The sequence below is a fragment of the Pantoea sp. EKM21T genome (assembly GCF_011800405.1).
Taxonomy (GTDB): domain Bacteria; phylum Pseudomonadota; class Gammaproteobacteria; order Enterobacterales; family Enterobacteriaceae; genus Pantoea; species Pantoea agglomerans.
Genome location: NZ_JAALFV010000013.1, coordinates 46,163 through 63,326, shown reverse-complemented (window position 1 = coordinate 63,326; position 17,164 = coordinate 46,163). Strand labels below are relative to the sequence as shown.

Genomic DNA, 17,164 nt, shown 5'->3' with positions numbered 1-17,164 from the left:
CCTGTAATCCTGTAATCCTGTAATCCTGTAATCCTGTAATCCTGTAATCCTGTAATCCTGTAATCCTGTAATCCTGTAACTATACGTACGTGAGTTTAAAACTCAATGAAAAAGATTATGTGATTATAAAATCAATAAATCACATGATTATAAAATTATATAATCATGTGATTACACCCATCGACTTAATTTGTAGAGATGCAAGTAAGAAACTGATAAATAATAGATATTTTTAGAGGGCGTTACATTTGAAACAGATCAAATATTATTTTTGAGCATCGCAACAGCTTCCGTTCCGGGCATATGGAACTGCACTCGATGTCTCGCAGCCACATCCAGCGCAAACACCTTCGTGTAGACTTCAGTGGATTTCATGCTTTTATGTCCCATCAGGCTCTGCAGAGCCTTGAGCGGAATACCTGCATAGAGCATGTGCATGGCGTAACTGTGCCGGAATGTGTGTGGCGTTACCGGCACAGAGAACGTGACTCCGTCATCGGCAGCGGCAGCGACGGCTTCGTTCAGCCAGGTGCGCACCGTCCGGTCAGTCACCGTCCAGAGCCTGACCTTTTCGATCCGGCCTGTCTCCGGGTTGCGTCGCTCAAGCGGGATTTTCAGCGTGGCGACCATCATCTCCAGCTGGGCTACATACTGCGGATCGGACAGCGGCACCAGGCGGTGCGGCACAATACCGGCGGGAGCGCGTCCCGGACCGCGGGCGGCCTTCTCACCACGTTGCTTGAGCGTGGCCAGCTGCACGTAAGGGTAGGGCGGCGCCAGGCTGAAATCTCCCCGGGCCAGCGCAAGCGCTTCATTAATACGCGCGCCGGTATTCCAGAGGGTAGTGAACAGCATCTTGCGGTGCAGATCCGGCACATAATGAAGCAGCGCGCTGACCTCCGGAGCCAGCAGGTACTGCGGGTATTCATCGTGCTGCGCGGCCATCTGGCGCAGCGCGAGTGCTGCGGGATAATCAATTGCAACCGGGAGGGCGGCGGTGGCCGGTGAAGAATATCCGGCTGGCAGATACGTCAGGTCCCTGCCGTTACTCATGAGCGGGCTCCTCCTTACTGCACCATGCTGCCGGCTCGCCGGGCTTGTGTGTCACGTAGGACGGAAAATCCGTGATATCGGTGTCAGAGTAAGGGCTATAATGCTCCTCGTCCGCCATAGCGACTCTGAAGCTATTCAGGACGTTTTTCACGGTTTCGGGCGGTGCGCCGGGCACCGTCAGGACCATACTGTCCGGCTCGATCCGAAGATAGACGCCAGCGGGTACGGCGCGCTCGCTCGAACGGAACGTCAGGGCCATGGCCTTTGCACCCGTCTCCTCATTAAGCCACGCGATTTCTGTGTCGAAATCCGTGAGGTTATCGTGGCGGGCGAGTACTTTTCCCCGGGTAACCACAGTTGTATGTTCTGCTGACTTTGCGGCAGCCGGTAAATCAGAACGGCAGACCACAACGCTGCCTGGCGGGTAGGCTGTATCGAGACGATGAGCCTCTTCCTGGGTAACGGCCCCGGCACCGAAAGCCGTGCCGGCGAAAATGGCCGCCGTGCAGAATCGATGCGCGTTCCTTTTCACTTTGTTCATTGTGTCGGATCATCCTGAATCGCTAGTAACGGGTCTGTAATCGCAACCTGCAGCTGCGGAACGGGGGCGTGCGGATAAGGAGACCGCAGCGTCAGGGTCATTTCTGCTTTGCCTTATGGCAGTAACTCACAGGCTCGCCAGGTTTCCGGACCACATAGGAAGGGAAATCCGTAATTTCTGTCTGGCTGAAGGGAGCAAATTCTTCACCTGCAGGCAGACGCCGGCGAAAACCCTCAAGAACGGTTTTTTCCCCTTCCGGCCCGACAGCGGGCATTGAGACGGCCATATTGGCAGGATCGATTCGTGAATAATAACCCGACCCGTTTTCCCTTTGCTTGAACATATACGTGAGCGTCAGACCGGGTGCGGTGCTGCCATGCGTTATCCAGGTGGCGACACCCCGTCCTGTGGTCAGGTCAGCCTTCCGGCTGATAACAGTTTCCCGGATCTCCAGCCGGGTCGGCAGGGGCACCATACCGTCTCCTGGCAGATCCTGGCGGCAGATCACCACACTCCCGGGCGGATAGGCCTCATCAAGACGGCTCATTTCCTCATTCGTTGCCGCTCCAGCCGCTGGTATCAGTCCAGAACAAAGTAACCCGCACATCAAATCCCTTATTACGGCTGAATTCACTCTGAAACCACTCCACCTGCCACTTTGCTGTCATCGCCGAAGGGCGTCTCACCGATTTCCCTGAGAACGGACGACCATCCGTTGCTGAACCAGTCGCCCGGATCTTCACCGTTAAACACTTGCTGCAGCCAGCGGGCGGATGAACGGTGAGGCGAGTCCTGAAAATAAACGTGATGATGCTGGCCTATGACAGTCGAGAATCCAAAATTCGGGTGCTCGGGCGTCCAGTCAAAAGTATTGATGGACAGCCGGGCACCTTCTGTTTTGAGAAGCAGGAGGAATCTTTTCATATTCCCGTATCCGCCGCTCCCCATATCGCTGTTCAGATGAAAATCATTGATGACGCCGGGCGTGATCCGTTTTGTCTGCATATCCTTACGTAATATGAGCAGGGTGCCATTGTGCATACCGCCGGATATTCTCAGAAACTCAAACGTGTAATCGCTTTTACTTTCGGCAGGAAAGAAAAACTCCCGATAGCCCACAGAGCCAATGTCAACAAACGGAAAGGGTTGCCCGCTTTCTCCCAGCAACCATTCAGCGGAGGAGCCAAATTTTTCAGCAATCACATCCGCAAGCTCAAACGTAAGCTCCTGCAGCCCGTCCATGATATCCATCAGGAGCCCGGGGGATGTATTAAGCTGTCTGCCGAGCCGGACCAGGTCAAAGGTATCAAGCGTCCTTCCTCCGGCATAATCCCGAAAATAATTGTCCTCTATCAGCCGGTCAAACAGCCACCTGAGTCGCTTGCCCGTTTCGTGCTGCCAGCGTTCCCGTTCTGACATCATGGGCTCCTGACTGACGACAGGCTGATAATACTCCCGCAGGGCAGTCCGTATTTCGCCTTCCAGCGAGCGTTCGTTTTTCATTGCTGACTGCTCGATGCACTGATAGAGCGCGTCGTCCACGTTACGGGCCTGAATTTTCGCCATGACTCAACCTTTCTTCTTTTTGCAGGCAAGAGACAACAGGCTGAACGTAAAGGACAGCGTGCGTCAAATTAAAGGCTATTAATTATCAGTGTATTCATAATGAGTCAATAAGAACACACTATGGGAAATGATGCGTTACTAACCACTGAAACTGTTTCATTCCGCAATTACCGCATCACCCTGTCTGTATGATCCGACTTTTTCCCGATACGGCAGTAACCGGAAGCGTAGCACGGCGGCGGGGCGGGGAAAAGCCCGGCGCAGGCGGCCCTGCCATGAGTTATGACGCTATATGTAGTGGTTACAACAGCTGACATAGCCACCATATGTAGTATCCTGCGCAAAAAGCCGCCACTGACCAGTCAAGATCCGGTTCTGCCTTTTTTCGGATCTGATTATCAAGAACAAATCAGAGGGCATAATTAATATACACTATGTACGGCGGCGTACGTCACCATACTTTTTTGTACTCAATCATTGACACCAACCAACACAGCATGACATTGTGTAGGCATACGGAAAAAATATTCAACTAGTTTTAAACGGGCGGGAATTATGGCTGAGAAAAATGACAAGCTCGAGCAGCGTATGGAGCTAAGGATTTATGCTGAAACGAAAGCGCAACTGCAGCACATCAGCAGCACATTGCCTTTTAGTCCTCCTATTTCTGAAGTTGCGCGGAGCTTTATTGAAAAAGGGATTGCAGAGTGGAGTAATTCTGGCTTTAAAAAAGTAGCTGGTGATGATGTTCCGCTCGTAAGCCGACTAAACCTTTACTATCAGATACGTAATCTTGATGTCAGTCGGCCCGGTTTTATTGAACCCACTTTGAGCAAAGACATGTGGCACCCTTCTGAACTGCGGGCTATAGATGTTATAACACAGGCCTATCGTAAGCAGATGCTGTGGTTTTTTGGGCTGAATGAAGAAAGCCTGAAGCGCATCAATCCAGGGCTTGCAAACGACGATGTCAGACTGCTGATGAATAAATCACCTGATACGGAGGCTATAAACGAACTGCAGGAAGTGTGTGATCTGGTTTCGATGTTTGAAGAGATGCGTAAAGCACTAGAAAGGCCACAAAATTCTCGTACGTGGGAGGCGGCTCCATACAATGATCAGGTTTCTGAGGATGTTAAAGCACTTTGTCGCATTAAAAATATTCCTCTTGAAATTGATGGTTTTCCTGAAACCCAGCGTCAGAAAGCTGAAATGCTCGCCATGCTGCGCTGGGTGAATGAAGGAAAAGCAGATCGCGGTATCTGGGTACCGTCCAGTCTATCCAAATCTGACATGACATACTGTTATAACATCATGCTGGAACGTTACCGTGAAATGACCGAAGGGATGGCCAACCTCGATAATCTCAGGCTTTTAAGCATCATTAAAAACCTGCCAGATATGACGTAAATAAAGTCTATATTGAAAAAGGCTCCCTTTTGGAGCCTCTGATTATTTAACTGCGGTAACTTGGCCTTTAAAGAGTCTCACACTGAGTTATGGCTTTTCGACATATTCCGCATCATCAAGATTAAGATCAAAAACAGAGTCGTCGAAAGTTACATCGAGAACTTCAGCATTAGACCTGATCCCTTCAAAGAAGCCGATTTTAACCGTGCCAGCATACCGTTCATGGTGTTTGAAAGAATAACTTTTCTCCTGCATCCCATACATAACTCGGTCTTCCCGGTCCCAGTTCACTCCTGAGTAGTCTATGAAGTCATAGGTTACTAGGAGCTCAACATCGAACTCCACATCATAGGTTGCCTCGTCGGAGTTGACATCAATCAACTGTACCTCGGTAATTTTAAGACCGCTAATATCGATTTCATTGACGTCATAATCGCTATCTCCGGAAGAATATGGAATGAATTCGCCTTCCAGCAGAATTTCCCTCGCCTTATCCTGAACGGTTTCTATCACCTGCTTCAGCACGCTGTCTGCAAAATCGGGCAGTCCGACCAGCTCTTGGTCATTTCTGTTAACGAGGTCCAGCAGTTGATCCAGTTTTTCCAGGTGAATGAAGTTGGGATATCTGTCGGCCACTGCCTTCATATCACCGTCAGCACTGACAATGTAGACCATATGAAAGCGGTCCTGGGCTACCTTATCCACTGCAGCCAGTGAAAATGCATCCGGAAATTCGTATTTCTTTGCCTCGCGGTGGAAAGGGGGAACCCCCGAGAAGTAATCATTAAAAATTTTAGTTGGATCAACGATCGATACAGAAATATGCTCAGTTATGCCGTTATCCATAAGGGCCCTGAACTTCGTCATAGCCTCCTGGAGTACACCTTCGGCGTCAACATTGGCAAAAAGCCCGCCGCCAGTTGACTTCTCAGCTACCCGCAGAAAAGAAGCGGCTTTCTGAAATTTTTTCAGCTCACTTACTGCCTCATCGGCGAACTTTCTGATGTGTCCTTCAATTTCTGAACGTATGACATCGGTTATTAAAAGATGAATCTTTTTTTCTACCACCATTTTTTCGAGGCGCGCAAGACCATAATGTCCAAACTGAAATCGTTTGGCCTCATAAGCTGATGTATCGATAAAAACTAGTCGCGTCTGCAGTTCCATGCGGGATGCTCCAAAAAAGGTTGCTGCTAAGAAAGACAGGTCGGATCCATATATGCTACAAACCAAATATGAATTTGTGACCCTGACTATTATCTTTTGTGTGTATCAGTGATGACTGTCGGGCACCGCTGACAAAATTAATTGTTTCCCGCCTTTTTAGGATGTTCTATCCTTAAAGAGACATCTCCCTTAAAGACGGCACTTATTTCATATTTTATAACAAGATCAAACTGGTCAGAATCGCTCCTGACATTCTCAGCAACAGCTTCAACCAAGCTCCCCGATTCGTACTTTCTCAGCAACAACGCACTGAAATAATCATCATCAACGACCAGTGAAACCGGGCGATTAACATAAGGCATGAAGTAAATTTTACAGGTGCCAAATTCGGTCGTCAGCGTTCGGGAGCCGTCTCTGTTTGTTTTCATTGCCACGGTGACATCTGCTCTATCAAAAATCAGATTATTATACTGCTGGTAAATATCCTTACTCATCACGAGCACATTTTTCCCTGCAAATTCCGGTGAAGACTTAATGTTACCCAGCAGCATAATAAAATCATCAATGATGACATTCCTGACTGGCACTGTCTGCAAAAGCTGATTAATAACCCTTATCTGAATATTACTTGCGACGGCCTCAGCCTGAAAGTCACCTTCATTGGAAACGGGTAAAGCATCTATGCCTTTAGCATAAGACTCTTTTTCAAGTTTTATAACGGTCTGGCTTTTCGTTAAGCCATCATTACTTTGGACATGACGGATCAATCTGAATAAAGAGAGAGGAAGTGGTCTCTCAAGTCGTCGACTTAAAAAGTTCGTGGTTTTTTCTGCAGTAATAGCAAGTTTGTCAGGATCGATGGCCGCGTCCCTAAGTTTCCGATCCAGATTTACTTTAATTACATTAATAAGCCTATCCATAATAGTTAACAGATTCTGTCTGGCATTCACCGACTCTTTTTCCTTTAAGTGGTATATACATTCTTCCTTATCAATCTGGTCTTTTATTCGTGATAAAACACCTATCAGCCTTTGTTTTTCTCGGTAGGATATATAATCCTCAGCAATGGCTTGTTCTAAGTACTGAACATTGCCGCTTTTTTCTGCCGACACCGTTAATAACAACTGCACCCAGGGACTGGTCATTTCAGTGAATCCACTGTCGTAAACCCCTCCATAAATGCGACCGGAAACCATATCCGGTTTGTCATAATCACTTAACCTGCGTGCAAGCCCGTTAAGCCATGCGTCATATGCCATCCTTTCTGACCACGTCCATAGACAAATCCTTACGAGAGCAGTTAAAAGCTGTCCTGGATGGGATATTTCCTCTGACAATGTCTCAAAGCCACCCGTATGATCGGTCAGGCTTCCATTCAACAGCAGCCTGACATAATGTGTTATGAATTCATCAGGTCCGTTCATACGGGATGTCAGATAAAGGCTTACGCAGATACGCATATCAGTCAGTCCGTTCATCATTGCAGTGTTAAACCACATGCTGTCCGTAACACTGTTAAGCTTTCTTTCTTTGAATATTCCCGGACTAAACAACAACCCGTCATAACGGTAATTTTCAGGGGCGTGACTTTCAATTTTCATAGAGTGCTGCCAGCGGTTAAGCAGGTCAACTGCCGCGTCAGCAGTAACTGGATCGCGTGTTTGCATCGCATCAAGGACCATTGCGGGGAGATCCTGAAGTTGCTTAGAACAAAAGTGTTCATACAGGGCAGCATTTTCTGAATCAGCGAACCGATGTCTGACTTTGTCTTGATAACTCTCCCATACAGTTGCGAACGTCCTCGTTAAACGGTCATAACGTGACCGTAGTGTTGCTGTTGACAATGGATAGTTATTAATGCACCAGCCAGTTAATACTGACCAGTGTGAACGGACAATTTCCATAGATATGTCCAGCTCTTCTGAACTCATATATCCGCGACTATTAAAAAGGCGGACATTAGCCCACAGACATAATTCAAAAAATCTTTCTGACTCAGCTATCTTCTCAATAGAAATATTGGATATTTTATATGCTTCGCCTGAAAACGAGTTCTGCAAGCTACGCTCAAGAAAACCAATTTTCAATAAAAGAAAATTATTCACTTTGCCATCATCAGCAAAACTAAAAATATTACACAACGTGGAAAAATCATCATGCAATATAAGCATTGCGTCTTCAAACCCTTTTACATCACCCTGTAAAAGCGAAAGATAGGTATCTGCTGTCATGGCCTCTAAGGTCAGGCTAACACTGTCAGATTCCCGTCTGTCTGTCGTTTTGAAGAAACAAAGCTTTAATGCTCTGGCTGGTATGCTTTTTTCACTGATATTCCTTAACCCAAACAGCACTTTTCCTTCGCTCCGTTCAGGAGCCATCCCGCCGTCCCCTATGATAAGTGAACCCTGAACACCACTTTTTATCAGGTTCCTGTTAATCCGACCAAGTAAAAATGTAAATGGCCGGTGAAAAACGTTTAACTGTTCCAGACGCGGATGCGCACTCGTAACCCAGATGTATTGATCAGAGTGGTCTACCTGAAGAACATTAAGGTTAGAAAACCCTCTAGCTGGATAAACAGGATAAGCCCTGAGTCGCTCTGACATTTTTTCTATTACGTAAGGTTCCACTATTACAAGAGATATATATCGTTTAAGGACATGTTGTCGCTTAGTGTCATCCAGCATTTCCAGACTGACAATAAAAAACCATATTGATAATACAATGTTGATGAATAGCCAGGTCAGACTTATCAGACAGACCAGCCCATAGGCATAATCGCCAGAAACCATTTTTATAATAACACCGAGAAGAATAAAGCCTGACAGAAAAAGGCCGCTCAGCCCCGCGAGCATAAATCCTGAATAGTGCTGATAGGCTTTCTGAGCTATTTTCCTGTCTGCTTTCCTCTGAAATACTACGCTTACCAGCCCGACAACTAGCGGATAAACGATACCAATTATGGTCAGCTGACCGCTTAAGATAGTTGTCTGCCATTCAGTAATGCTGTGGCGGTAAGGAAAGTACTGGGAAACATATTTTTTTATTGGTAATTCTAATGCTAACCCTGCATATAAAAAAATAAATGCAGCAGCGAAAATTATCACAACGGACAGAACCGGATACGTAGCAGCTGTTAGGATGCACCTTTCAGGAATGCTCCATTTTATTTCCTTATAAGAAGGTGTTTTGACCACTCTGCTTCTGACAAACCTTTCAGCCAGTGAAGTCGTTGTATTCAGAATCCTTCCAATCATAAAAATACCTTTCTTAATGAAGTTTGATACCGAAATAATAAATGAAGAAATAGCTGCTACTTACTCCTTATCAGCAGCATATCTTTTATACGTGTTGTTTCACTGTGTGACGGTATTCTTAACGCGGATAACTGACTCTGCCGTCTTATGTATCAGTCATAGCGCCATTGCCCGGCACGGGCTGACTGAATCAGCATCCCGATAGTCAGAGGGATGGCCTCGCGCGGGTTTTCTGGATAGTAGAGGCTGAAAGTCACCTCGTCAGAATCCATTCTAAACGCATCGAAGACATTCTGAAGGCATTCCGCAGCATCCTCCGGGTCCAGCTTCATGTCCAGATTGAGCGACATCTCTGGTGTGAGTGTTTTTTTCCGGAACGTAAGCAGGGAGCGGCCGTTCCACGGCTCAATGAGTGCCATTACGCGTGCCTGGATGTCATCTACCATATCTTATCCTCCCCACGGGCGATGGAATTGTACAGTCTGACCGAATTGAAACTGATATCGGCAACGTCTCTGGCCAGAATCACCCAGCCCACGACGGGTATCGCCCGTCCGACAAAGGTGCTTAGCTTATGCGTAAAAAGAATACGCGCGGTCCGGGGCGGGTATCCCCCTACGATGGTGGGGAGCTTTATGCCGAAGGGAAATTTGGCTTTAGGAAATACTTTGCGTGCAGCCCGTGAGGCATATGAGGTTCCCTTCAGAGCATCGCGCGGTTTAGCGCGGGTAGTCAGGACATTACGTCCGGACAGGATGGCAACGATCGCGCCGAAGTCATCAATCCCCAGCTGTTCGGCGACTTCTTCACAGAAGATCATGAAAAAGAGCTCGCCAGCGGTGAGGTTGGGTCTGCCTGCGTAGAAATAGGTGTTATTGAGTTCTTCCGTCGTGTCCACTGCCAGCTCCTGCAGGTTCAGCTTCATTTATCGTCCTGACGCTTCTTAAACAATACCTTCCGCGTTCAGGCCTGACAACCTGTCAGGCACAGGATAAACAGATACGTTACTTCAGCCATATCTCCCTGCAGTTAAAAGACACCTGTGTCAGACGCAGGGAAATGCAGGCATGTCTGTCTTCGCAGCAGCATTCCAGTACCACCAACGCCCGGGCCCATATTCCGCCTCATAGTGAGAGGTTTTTACCTGCTTGCGCTGCAGGTAGTCTGGTGAGTTCATGCCGAACACTTCCATCGGCAGCGCATCCACGCCAGGAACGTCTTTGAGCACAAAATCCGGAAACACATCTTCCTCACCGTCGTAGCGCAGAGGCTTGATAAAAGCCCGTTTTTCCTGCCACAGTTTTTCTTCCACAGCACACTCATAGCCGGAATCCAGCGGAATAAAGCGTGGGCTGACCGTCATCAGTGCCACATCGATCACGGTACCGCAGCTGGACGGTCGGTTGCGCCCGTCTATGTGTCTGAACGATGTTTCAGGCGGCTCAGTTTCAGCGATAACCATCACTTTCATTCCTCTGCGCCAGTCGCTAAGCTCGCGGCTAAAGCTTCGCTCCAGGCGGTGACGAACGTCTTCAGGCATAACCAGATCAGGAAAGCCAGAAAACAGCCCCAGCGGCAGTATTGCCTGGAGCCGTGCTTCACCGGCTTCACTCCAGCCAGCCAGTATGGAAACCACAATGAGTCGCCTTTTGCTTTTTTCGGCTGCTCTCAGATGCTCCCGGTTGGCAATAACCTGCTGAGTACCTTTCAGGGCCATGAGCAGGAGGGATTCTTCCAGTGGCACGCGACCAATACGAATCCGGGCCGCAGTCTGCTGCAGGTGCCAGCTCACCCAGCCAGGGGTACGTTTCTTTTTATCGAAAGCGGGGTGCCAGACATTAATACCAGACTGCTCCCACAACAGGTGCAGAAGCCCCAGCAGGCTCATCGATGGCCGTCGTTTTCGTTTGACCGGTTCGTCATCAGAGACGTTTTGAGCCGGTTTTACATCAGAAGGTGCCTTTTTCTGGAGGCCCGTGGGCAGTCTGACCACAATGGTGCCATCCGCTGCAGCACGGACCGCTTCTCCCTGATAAATCTCTGCCTGACGTTCATCAGACCACACTGAATAAAACCGGCAGTCAGGTTTATGCTCATTACCCGTAAACGCGTATGAAGATAGCCAGCAGCGTTCGGTATCCCGGGAGTAGTGAACCTTCAGCCGTCTCCTGACAGGATCGTTTTCTGCCGGCAGACATCTGCAGGTCACCACTGTAGTTTTTTTATTATCCCGGGAGTGTTTGAGCCAGCGCTGCCAGGTGGATGTTTCATTCTGCTGGAAAGCCTCAGACGCCTCCTGCTGGCCCCGCTGACCAGTGAAGTGAACCGGATAAACTTTTTTCTTTTTCATATACAGTCCGCTCAGCAGATTATATTTCGCCTGTCGATCATGAATAGTTGCACTGTACGGGCGATGACTCGGTCCAGAGGCGGTTAAATTCATTCTGATATTGCTGAACCAGTTTTGGATTGTCTCTTATAACCAGCGCATTCTCGGCATTACGTTTCTCTGCAGATGAGGTGTAATTAAATGATCCCGTCTGCACGCCATTGTTACCTGTCACAATAAACTTGTTATGCATAATGCTGTACTGTGCATCTGTTCTTACCTGAACACCCGAACAGGCCAGTTTGTTAACCAGTGACCAGCGGTCATGGCTTTTCTTTTCATCTGCAACGATCCTTACGGGCACGCCACTTCGTGCCAGCTGACTGAGCGATTCAGCAATGGGAACGCTGGTAAAGTCGTAGGCGGCTACGTCGGCAGAACCGGCAACTGAGTGGATGAAACTGAGGATCAAAGCCTGGGCTGTCCCCTCTGGTGAAAATCCAACACTGATCTCAGAATCAGCCTGAGAAAAAAAAGGTAAAACAAAAAGAAACAGACAGCATTTTTTCAAAGTTTGTAACCTTTTATAGAGATAACCATAATTTATATTGATTATAATAACTCTACACTATGAAGTGTTGTCATTTTTTTGCATCACTCATAAAAAGTAAATAGTTAATCAATCGGATAACAAAAAATGGAAATTAAAAATTCACTTAATTCAAAAAATAACTGGAATGATATGACTAAAACAGACTGGCTAATGAAGTTCAGGCGTTGCCATACGCTTGAAACCCTCGAGACTGTTTATGAGAATCTAAGCTACAAAATTCCCGACGAAGAAGGATTTTCCATGACACAGGCTTATGATCATCGAAAAGCTGAGTTTGCAGCAGGTAAACTTTTTGATCGTGTACCTATGTATGTATGGAGGTTTGTTAAATAGATATGTGCTTTGGATTAGCTTGTTGGCACTTCACTTGAGGACTCGACAGAGGTTCTTACCATCCAATTTATCCACTGGATAGCCTAAATAAAAGGATCATTAGAGGATCAATAGTAGATCAATAAGGAATAAGATCGCTCTGATACCTTTGATAGCAACGATTTCAGCCTGATTCAATACACTGCACCGGGTAAGTCCATCCACTGTGAAGGGTAAGTTATCCACTATACAGGGTCCAAACTACACTATAGCGGGTAGATTTGATCCACTGCACCGGGTACTATACCATTCTTATACACTCACTTTGATATTTGGAATTGTTAATGGAAAACAATAAGTTATCGCTCTTTATCGAGGAAACATCCAAAGAATCAGGTGAAGTTATTCACCTTCTTCCCACTCTCCGTCAGACAATACAACCTAAAGTTCTGCTGCGACTGGGGGTGTTTGTGCCCACGCTGAAATCAACGGATAAGGGCGGCAGAAAAAGTCATAGTATCGACGCAACAGAGTCACTGTCACGACTGTCCATTGTAGAGGGTGAGGGTTATAACCAGATTCAGATTTACGGCCCGCGTCTCGACATGGATACCGATTTCAAGGTCTGGGTAGGTATTATTTATGCGTTATCGAATAAAAAGCTCGATAACGACGATCAGCTGGAACTCAACTTTGCTGACTTCGCAAAGTACTGCGGTTTCGAAACAAAGCGCATCGACAGGCAGCTGAAGGACAGGTTTGATGCTTCTCTTACCCGAATTGCCCGGACTAACATAAGCTTCGTAAAGAGCGTACCCGGTACAGACGATCGTATCACCATTAACATGCACCTGGTTGAATCGACTTATTACGACAGCCACACAGGCAAAATCATCATCAAGCCTAACTCTAAGCTCAATACACTGTACCGGGTAGATGGTAAAACCAGGTTGTATCTTAAAGCACTCCAGAAGCTTTCCCGTAAGGAGTCTGCGCAGGCACTCTATCTCTACTTGGCTGAGTTACCTCCAACCTTTTATCGGATTGGTTTTGACCGGCTGCGTGAGCGGCTTCAGCTGACATCACACCTGGGCAATCAGAATGCCACTGTGAAGAAGGCTCTTCAGCAGCTGAAAGATATCGGTTTTCTCGAATATTCCGTTGATAAAGAGGGGAGCGACTATGTGCTCAATATCCTCAAACGCAATAACAAACTCTGAATCCCCCGGTACAGTGGATAATCCGAAATGCAGGGCTGACACCCGTCATAGTGGATCTCAGCACTACTCTTTGGCTTCTTTTTGATAAACAGCATCAGTGCCTTTAGGCAGTTGCTGTGACTGCTGCCGGTAATGAACAACTCTTTCACGAAAATATTCACGCAGTGCAGTCGGCTGATGAATTTCGACCTCATGCGGGATCACCGGCATGTTAAGCCGTTCTTTGTAAGCTACGCCAGCAGCTGCAAGGTCAACGCTGACCCTTTCTCTTTCACTCTTATCTTTACTGGCCAAGTTGTGAGACATATAGCTTCCTTCTGAGCTGAGTATAACGTCTTGTATACCTCAATAACGCCTGTAATAATGGATTACATTAGATGTTTTTCGGTCGACTTAAGTATATAGAATTAATCAAAAAGGCAGGGGGATGCGATGAGTAAGGTTAACACGAAAGGAAAATATTTAAGCTTACCTTTTTTAGTTTGGTTAGGTTGATATGAACTTAGTTACTTCTACGCTTGCGATATATTTTTTCGACAATTTGTGATGCTATACTCCAATAGCTTTTTTATCTTTCCATAGGCAGCTCATGACGAACCTAAAAAAAATTGTCCAGAAATTCGAAGCGTCACAGAACGCCCTGGTTCTTCAGACTTCGGACTTGTCGCTGCAGACGATTGCGCAAATGGTGGATAGCGGTGCAATAGACGTTTCTCCCAAATATCAACGGCGGGAGCGATGGAGTCCGCAGGCCCAATCGGAGCTGATGGAGTCGTTTCTGATAAACGTTCCAATTCCACCTGTCTACTTATCCGAGGATGATTTTGGTACTTATTCAGTAATTGACGGTAAGCAACGAATTACAACAATCTATGGATTTCTCTTTGATCAGTTCGCTCTAAACGGTCTTAAAAAGTTTCCAGAAGTCGACGGGTTAAAATTTTCGGGGTTGCCGCCAGAGCTTGCGAATGCCCTTAAAATCCGTCCATATTTGCGTGTTGTTACACTACTGAAGCAGACTGATCCTGAGCTAAAATACGAAGTTTTCACGCGACTGAATACAGGTGGTGAACCGCTCCTGCCTCAAGAGATCCGCAATGCTTTATACCGAGGGCCATTCAATGACTTGCTATTCGAGCTCGGCGAAACTCCGTTTTTACTTCAACAACTTAAAATTGTAAAAAAGACAGAAACGTCCTATAAAGAGATGCAAGATGTAGAAGTGGTGCTGCGCTTCTTTAGTCTTAGTTCGAATTGGGAAAACTTTGACGGCAACATGCGACAGTCTCTCGATACGTTTGCAGCTGCTAATTGCGGTATCAATAAACAAAAAGTTGTGACAGCCAAAAAGAAGTTTGAAACAGCTCTTGCTCGCTGCGAGACTCTATGGGGGGTCGACGCATTTAAACGTTATCAAGGCTCTGCATATCGCGACCAATTCATGTCGGCAATGTTTGACGCGCAGATGATAAGTGCTTCTGAATTAGATGACGCTAGGTATGATGAGCTAACACATAAGGTAGCGACTGTACGAAAGGAGACTCTAAAACTTTTCACAGATGAGCGCTTCGTCGACGCGATCCGAGTATCTACCAACACGCCTAGCAAAATACGTTATCGTATTGCTGAGGTTAAAAATATTTTGAAGAATGTGCGCTAAATGAGTGCCAAGGATTCACTACTCGCTACATTGCAAGTTCTAGAAGATTGCGTTAAGCACAGCGCACTCATTGACACGGCTTTAAAGGTAGAGCACAACCAAAGAGCGAGCATGCTACGCCAAGGGTTAGCCGTATTGGTTTTTGCTACCATGGAGTCCTTCATTAGAGAGCGTACCGCAGAGTTACTTAGCTCCTTTTCCAATCCTCAGCTAACGTTTTCTGATTTACTTCCTGCTTTGCAAAAGGCGGTAACGATCGGGGCGCTGGAGGGCATCCGTTTCCGGCTGAAGTTGCAGTTACCACAAGATAAGATCAGCTGGCTCGTTGGGGCTCTCACTCCGGTTTCGTCAGCGACGGTAAATCTCTTTCAGCTTTCAGAGCACTCGTTTGGACAGGCAGCTTCAAATCTTACAGAGGACGACATTTCGGAAATTTTGAAAGCTTTCGGTATTGATCAACCTTGGCTACAAATTACAGCACTTAGCAGACGTCTTGGCGTTGGAACACTCGACTGCAAAACTGAGTTCGTTACGATCAAGGAGCGCAGACACAATTCAGCACATGCCCTTACCGCTAATGTCTTGCACCCAGAGCTGGAAGGTTCGTTACGTTCCGCACTGGCAATTTGTATAGGATTTGACTTATTGCTTTCCCATGCGCAGCAGCTAACTAATAGCAAGCTCGGTCCTAATAAGGACAATCGTCCCGGGATGAAGCACACAGATGTAAGTTTAGTATTCGTGTTACCGAGGTCCACAACGCCGGGTCATTTCGCGGTTCGTAAGGAACAACTAGCTCCGCCTGCGCCATTGATAAAACGGTCTATCCGAAACTTTCCAGATATTTCTAGCGCGTTGACTTTTGCCAATAGTTTTGCCAGCTCCAAAAAAATTCAAGTGGTTGTGTTAGATAACTCCTCGACGCCCCGCAATTGGACATGTTGGTAATATTCGCAATTGCAATTTAAAGCTGGCAGCTTCTGCTGTTCGACCTTCGCTCATTATTTGAGGTCGGCGATGAAGCCGCTTCTGACTTTGCTCGGGACTATTTGCACATGTTTGGCTCTCAGCTCAAGTAGGAGCGGGAGTCGAGGGAAAACCATGCCAAGAGCTGACTGCTGGCGTAGTTATAAACTGCGGTCGGGGGGCGGGGGCAGCCTTCAGCCAATGACTGCTTCTGGCCGGGAGTTCAAGTCGGCTACATTTTCAGAACTGGATTTGATTCTGCCGCACCGCCAAAGCGGCTTGCCTGCTAACGACAGCGCACAAAGTCGAGCTTTGCACGCTGCCGTCCAGCTTAGAGGAAGTGGTATGAGCACCTCCCACTACTTGAAGCCGAAAATTGTGCAACGGTCAGTTTTGTGCCCAGGCTGTGTGAAAACTGTTTTGGTCGCTTAATCTGCGTAAAGCAGGGTTGAAAACAACGCTCACACGTAAAATTTGGCTCAGGCTAACCTGTCGATTAACTCCAGATTTTGCGTAGATGCGCGCACTTCAGTTCTAGGTCAGAGTTTTCACACACCCTGGGCACATAGCAGACACTCAGGCTGGCCAATCTCTTCTTTCTTAAAGCGGACAAAATGGCGAGTAATGTGCAGCTAGGCCCTGAATGCCGCTTAGCGGCATGGAGGCGCCAGGCGATGTCAGAACAGGGTACAGTGGTCTGATGGCGCCGTACGCCCGGCGCAGCCGGTTACGGCCTGATATATTGCGCTAACCAACCCCTTCCTGCTAAGCCAGACGGCCTCAAAGCGACGATAACGTTTATCTAACCCGAAGCCCCGGTGAGCGGGCTGTACGGCGCAGAGCGACGTACAGGGCGAGATTTCCGGGGTCTTAGTTTTACTGTTCACTATGGACAGTAAAACTTAGAGGATTAGTTACACCATCCATTACAGCCACTCCTGTTCCGGCCCTTCGGGCCGGGGCGGGGGCGGCCTGTCAATGGGCACTCGGAGTTTCAGGACGGCTCGGGTTCTGGATGGGACGGGCTCGGGGTTTCAGGTCTGCTCGGATGCAGTTTTATGAAGTCTTTA

At 47.4% G+C, this 17,164-nt stretch carries 16 protein-coding genes; 5 read left to right on the top strand and 11 right to left on the bottom strand.

All coding sequences use genetic code 11. The annotated features are described in order from the left end of the window. Positions 1 to 258: 258 nt before the first annotated feature. The 4 genes from HFD87_RS20755 to HFD87_RS20740 form a co-directional block, all read right to left on the bottom strand. Positions 259 to 1,053: a site-specific integrase gene (locus HFD87_RS20755; RefSeq protein ID WP_052272223.1), complete on the bottom strand. Its 795-nt coding sequence runs from the start codon at positions 1,051 to 1,053 to the stop codon at positions 259 to 261. After that, positions 1,046 to 1,594: a hypothetical protein gene (locus HFD87_RS20750; RefSeq protein ID WP_167423886.1), complete on the bottom strand. Its 549-nt coding sequence runs from the start codon at positions 1,592 to 1,594 to the stop codon at positions 1,046 to 1,048. Before HFD87_RS20750 ends, HFD87_RS20755 begins: the two co-directional genes overlap by 8 nt. 97 nt (positions 1,595 to 1,691) lie before the next feature. Beyond that, a complete protein-coding gene (locus HFD87_RS20745; RefSeq protein WP_167423885.1) occupies positions 1,692 to 2,141 on the bottom strand; it encodes a hypothetical protein in 450 nt (149 codons plus the stop codon). A gap of 83 nt (positions 2,142 to 2,224) precedes the next feature. Beyond that, positions 2,225 to 3,160: a hypothetical protein gene (locus HFD87_RS20740; RefSeq protein WP_167423884.1), complete on the bottom strand. Its 936-nt coding sequence runs from the start codon at positions 3,158 to 3,160 to the stop codon at positions 2,225 to 2,227. Positions 3,161 to 3,715: 555 nt separating this feature from the next. On the opposite strand from HFD87_RS20740, the gene HFD87_RS20735 reads away from it, so the two are divergent. After that, positions 3,716 to 4,570 (top strand): hypothetical protein, encoded by an 855-nt coding sequence (locus HFD87_RS20735; RefSeq protein ID WP_167423883.1) that lies wholly within the window; start codon positions 3,716 to 3,718, stop codon positions 4,568 to 4,570. A gap of 87 nt (positions 4,571 to 4,657) precedes the next feature. Here HFD87_RS20735 and HFD87_RS20730 read toward each other — a convergent pair whose 3' ends face one another. From HFD87_RS20730 to HFD87_RS20705, 6 genes are all read right to left on the bottom strand, one after another. Continuing rightward, positions 4,658 to 5,737, bottom strand: coding sequence for a PIN domain-containing protein (locus HFD87_RS20730; protein ID WP_167423882.1), 1,080 nt, complete (start codon positions 5,735 to 5,737; stop codon positions 4,658 to 4,660). Between the two features lie 137 nt (positions 5,738 to 5,874). Further along, a complete protein-coding gene (locus tag HFD87_RS20725) occupies positions 5,875 to 8,994 on the bottom strand; it encodes an MFS transporter (RefSeq protein ID WP_167423881.1) in 3,120 nt (1,039 codons plus the stop codon). Between the two features lie 152 nt (positions 8,995 to 9,146). Further along, complete coding sequence (locus HFD87_RS20720; protein ID WP_167423880.1) at positions 9,147 to 9,440, bottom strand: DUF1493 family protein; 294 nt, start codon at positions 9,438 to 9,440, stop codon at positions 9,147 to 9,149. After that, a complete protein-coding gene (locus HFD87_RS20715; RefSeq protein ID WP_167423905.1) occupies positions 9,434 to 9,892 on the bottom strand; it encodes an STM2901 family protein in 459 nt (152 codons plus the stop codon). Before HFD87_RS20715 ends, HFD87_RS20720 begins: the two co-directional genes overlap by 7 nt. Before the next feature lie 147 nt (positions 9,893 to 10,039). Then, positions 10,040 to 11,344, bottom strand: a complete 1,305-nt coding sequence (locus HFD87_RS20710; RefSeq protein ID WP_167423879.1) for a DUF1173 family protein — start codon at positions 11,342 to 11,344, stop codon at positions 10,040 to 10,042. Positions 11,345 to 11,381: 37 nt separating this feature from the next. Beyond that, a complete protein-coding gene (locus tag HFD87_RS20705) occupies positions 11,382 to 11,894 on the bottom strand; it encodes a phospholipase D family protein (RefSeq protein WP_167423878.1) in 513 nt (170 codons plus the stop codon). 126 nt (positions 11,895 to 12,020) lie between these two features. Here HFD87_RS20705 and HFD87_RS20700 point away from each other — a divergent pair, with 126 nt between their 5' ends. Both HFD87_RS20700 and HFD87_RS20695 read left to right on the top strand, forming a co-directional pair. Next, entirely contained in the window at positions 12,021 to 12,269 is a 249-nt protein-coding gene (locus HFD87_RS20700) for an Hha/YmoA family nucleoid-associated regulatory protein (RefSeq protein WP_371742464.1), read from the top strand. 323 nt (positions 12,270 to 12,592) lie between these two features. Continuing rightward, positions 12,593 to 13,468 carry a RepB family plasmid replication initiator protein gene (locus tag HFD87_RS20695; RefSeq protein WP_243207494.1) on the top strand — a complete coding sequence of 292 codons (876 nt, stop codon included), beginning with the start codon at positions 12,593 to 12,595 and terminating at the stop codon, positions 13,466 to 13,468. Between the two features lie 63 nt (positions 13,469 to 13,531). Here HFD87_RS20695 and HFD87_RS20690 read toward each other — a convergent pair whose 3' ends face one another. After that, a complete protein-coding gene (locus HFD87_RS20690) occupies positions 13,532 to 13,774 on the bottom strand; it encodes a DNA polymerase III subunit theta (protein ID WP_167423876.1) in 243 nt (80 codons plus the stop codon). Positions 13,775 to 14,057: 283 nt separating this feature from the next. Here HFD87_RS20690 and HFD87_RS20685 point away from each other — a divergent pair, with 283 nt between their 5' ends. After that, positions 14,058 to 15,128 (top strand): DUF262 domain-containing protein, encoded by a 1,071-nt coding sequence (locus tag HFD87_RS20685; protein ID WP_207712413.1) that lies wholly within the window; start codon positions 14,058 to 14,060, stop codon positions 15,126 to 15,128. Then, positions 15,129 to 16,076, top strand: coding sequence for a HEPN domain-containing protein (locus HFD87_RS20680; RefSeq protein WP_167423875.1), 948 nt, complete (start codon positions 15,129 to 15,131; stop codon positions 16,074 to 16,076). Positions 16,077 to 17,164: the final 1,088 nt, after the last annotated feature.

What these genes read in the sequence shown, in the direction of transcription:
- HFD87_RS20710 (WP_167423879.1), bottom strand. Translation starts at nt 11,344, where the DNA reads ATGAAAAAGAAAAAAGTTTATCCGGTTCACTTCACTGGTCAGCGGGGC.
- HFD87_RS20685 (WP_207712413.1), top strand. Translation starts at nt 14,058, where the DNA reads ATGACGAACCTAAAAAAAATTGTCCAGAAATTCGAAGCGTCACAGAAC.
- HFD87_RS20695 (WP_243207494.1), top strand. Translation starts at nt 12,593, where the DNA reads ATGGAAAACAATAAGTTATCGCTCTTTATCGAGGAAACATCCAAAGAA.
- HFD87_RS20730 (WP_167423882.1), bottom strand. Translation starts at nt 5,737, where the DNA reads ATGGAACTGCAGACGCGACTAGTTTTTATCGATACATCAGCTTATGAG.
- HFD87_RS20745 (WP_167423885.1), bottom strand. Translation starts at nt 2,141, where the DNA reads ATGAGCCGTCTTGATGAGGCCTATCCGCCCGGGAGTGTGGTGATCTGC.
- HFD87_RS20740 (WP_167423884.1), bottom strand. Translation starts at nt 3,160, where the DNA reads ATGGCGAAAATTCAGGCCCGTAACGTGGACGACGCGCTCTATCAGTGC.
- HFD87_RS20750 (WP_167423886.1), bottom strand. Translation starts at nt 1,594, where the DNA reads ATGAACAAAGTGAAAAGGAACGCGCATCGATTCTGCACGGCGGCCATT.
- HFD87_RS20735 (WP_167423883.1), top strand. Translation starts at nt 3,716, where the DNA reads ATGGCTGAGAAAAATGACAAGCTCGAGCAGCGTATGGAGCTAAGGATT.
- HFD87_RS20720 (WP_167423880.1), bottom strand. Translation starts at nt 9,440, where the DNA reads ATGGTAGATGACATCCAGGCACGCGTAATGGCACTCATTGAGCCGTGG.
- HFD87_RS20700 (WP_371742464.1), top strand. Translation starts at nt 12,021, where the DNA reads ATGGAAATTAAAAATTCACTTAATTCAAAAAATAACTGGAATGATATG.
- HFD87_RS20755 (WP_052272223.1), bottom strand. Translation starts at nt 1,053, where the DNA reads ATGAGTAACGGCAGGGACCTGACGTATCTGCCAGCCGGATATTCTTCA.
- HFD87_RS20690 (WP_167423876.1), bottom strand. Translation starts at nt 13,774, where the DNA reads ATGTCTCACAACTTGGCCAGTAAAGATAAGAGTGAAAGAGAAAGGGTC.
- HFD87_RS20725 (WP_167423881.1), bottom strand. Translation starts at nt 8,994, where the DNA reads ATGATTGGAAGGATTCTGAATACAACGACTTCACTGGCTGAAAGGTTT.
- HFD87_RS20680 (WP_167423875.1), top strand. Translation starts at nt 15,129, where the DNA reads ATGAGTGCCAAGGATTCACTACTCGCTACATTGCAAGTTCTAGAAGAT.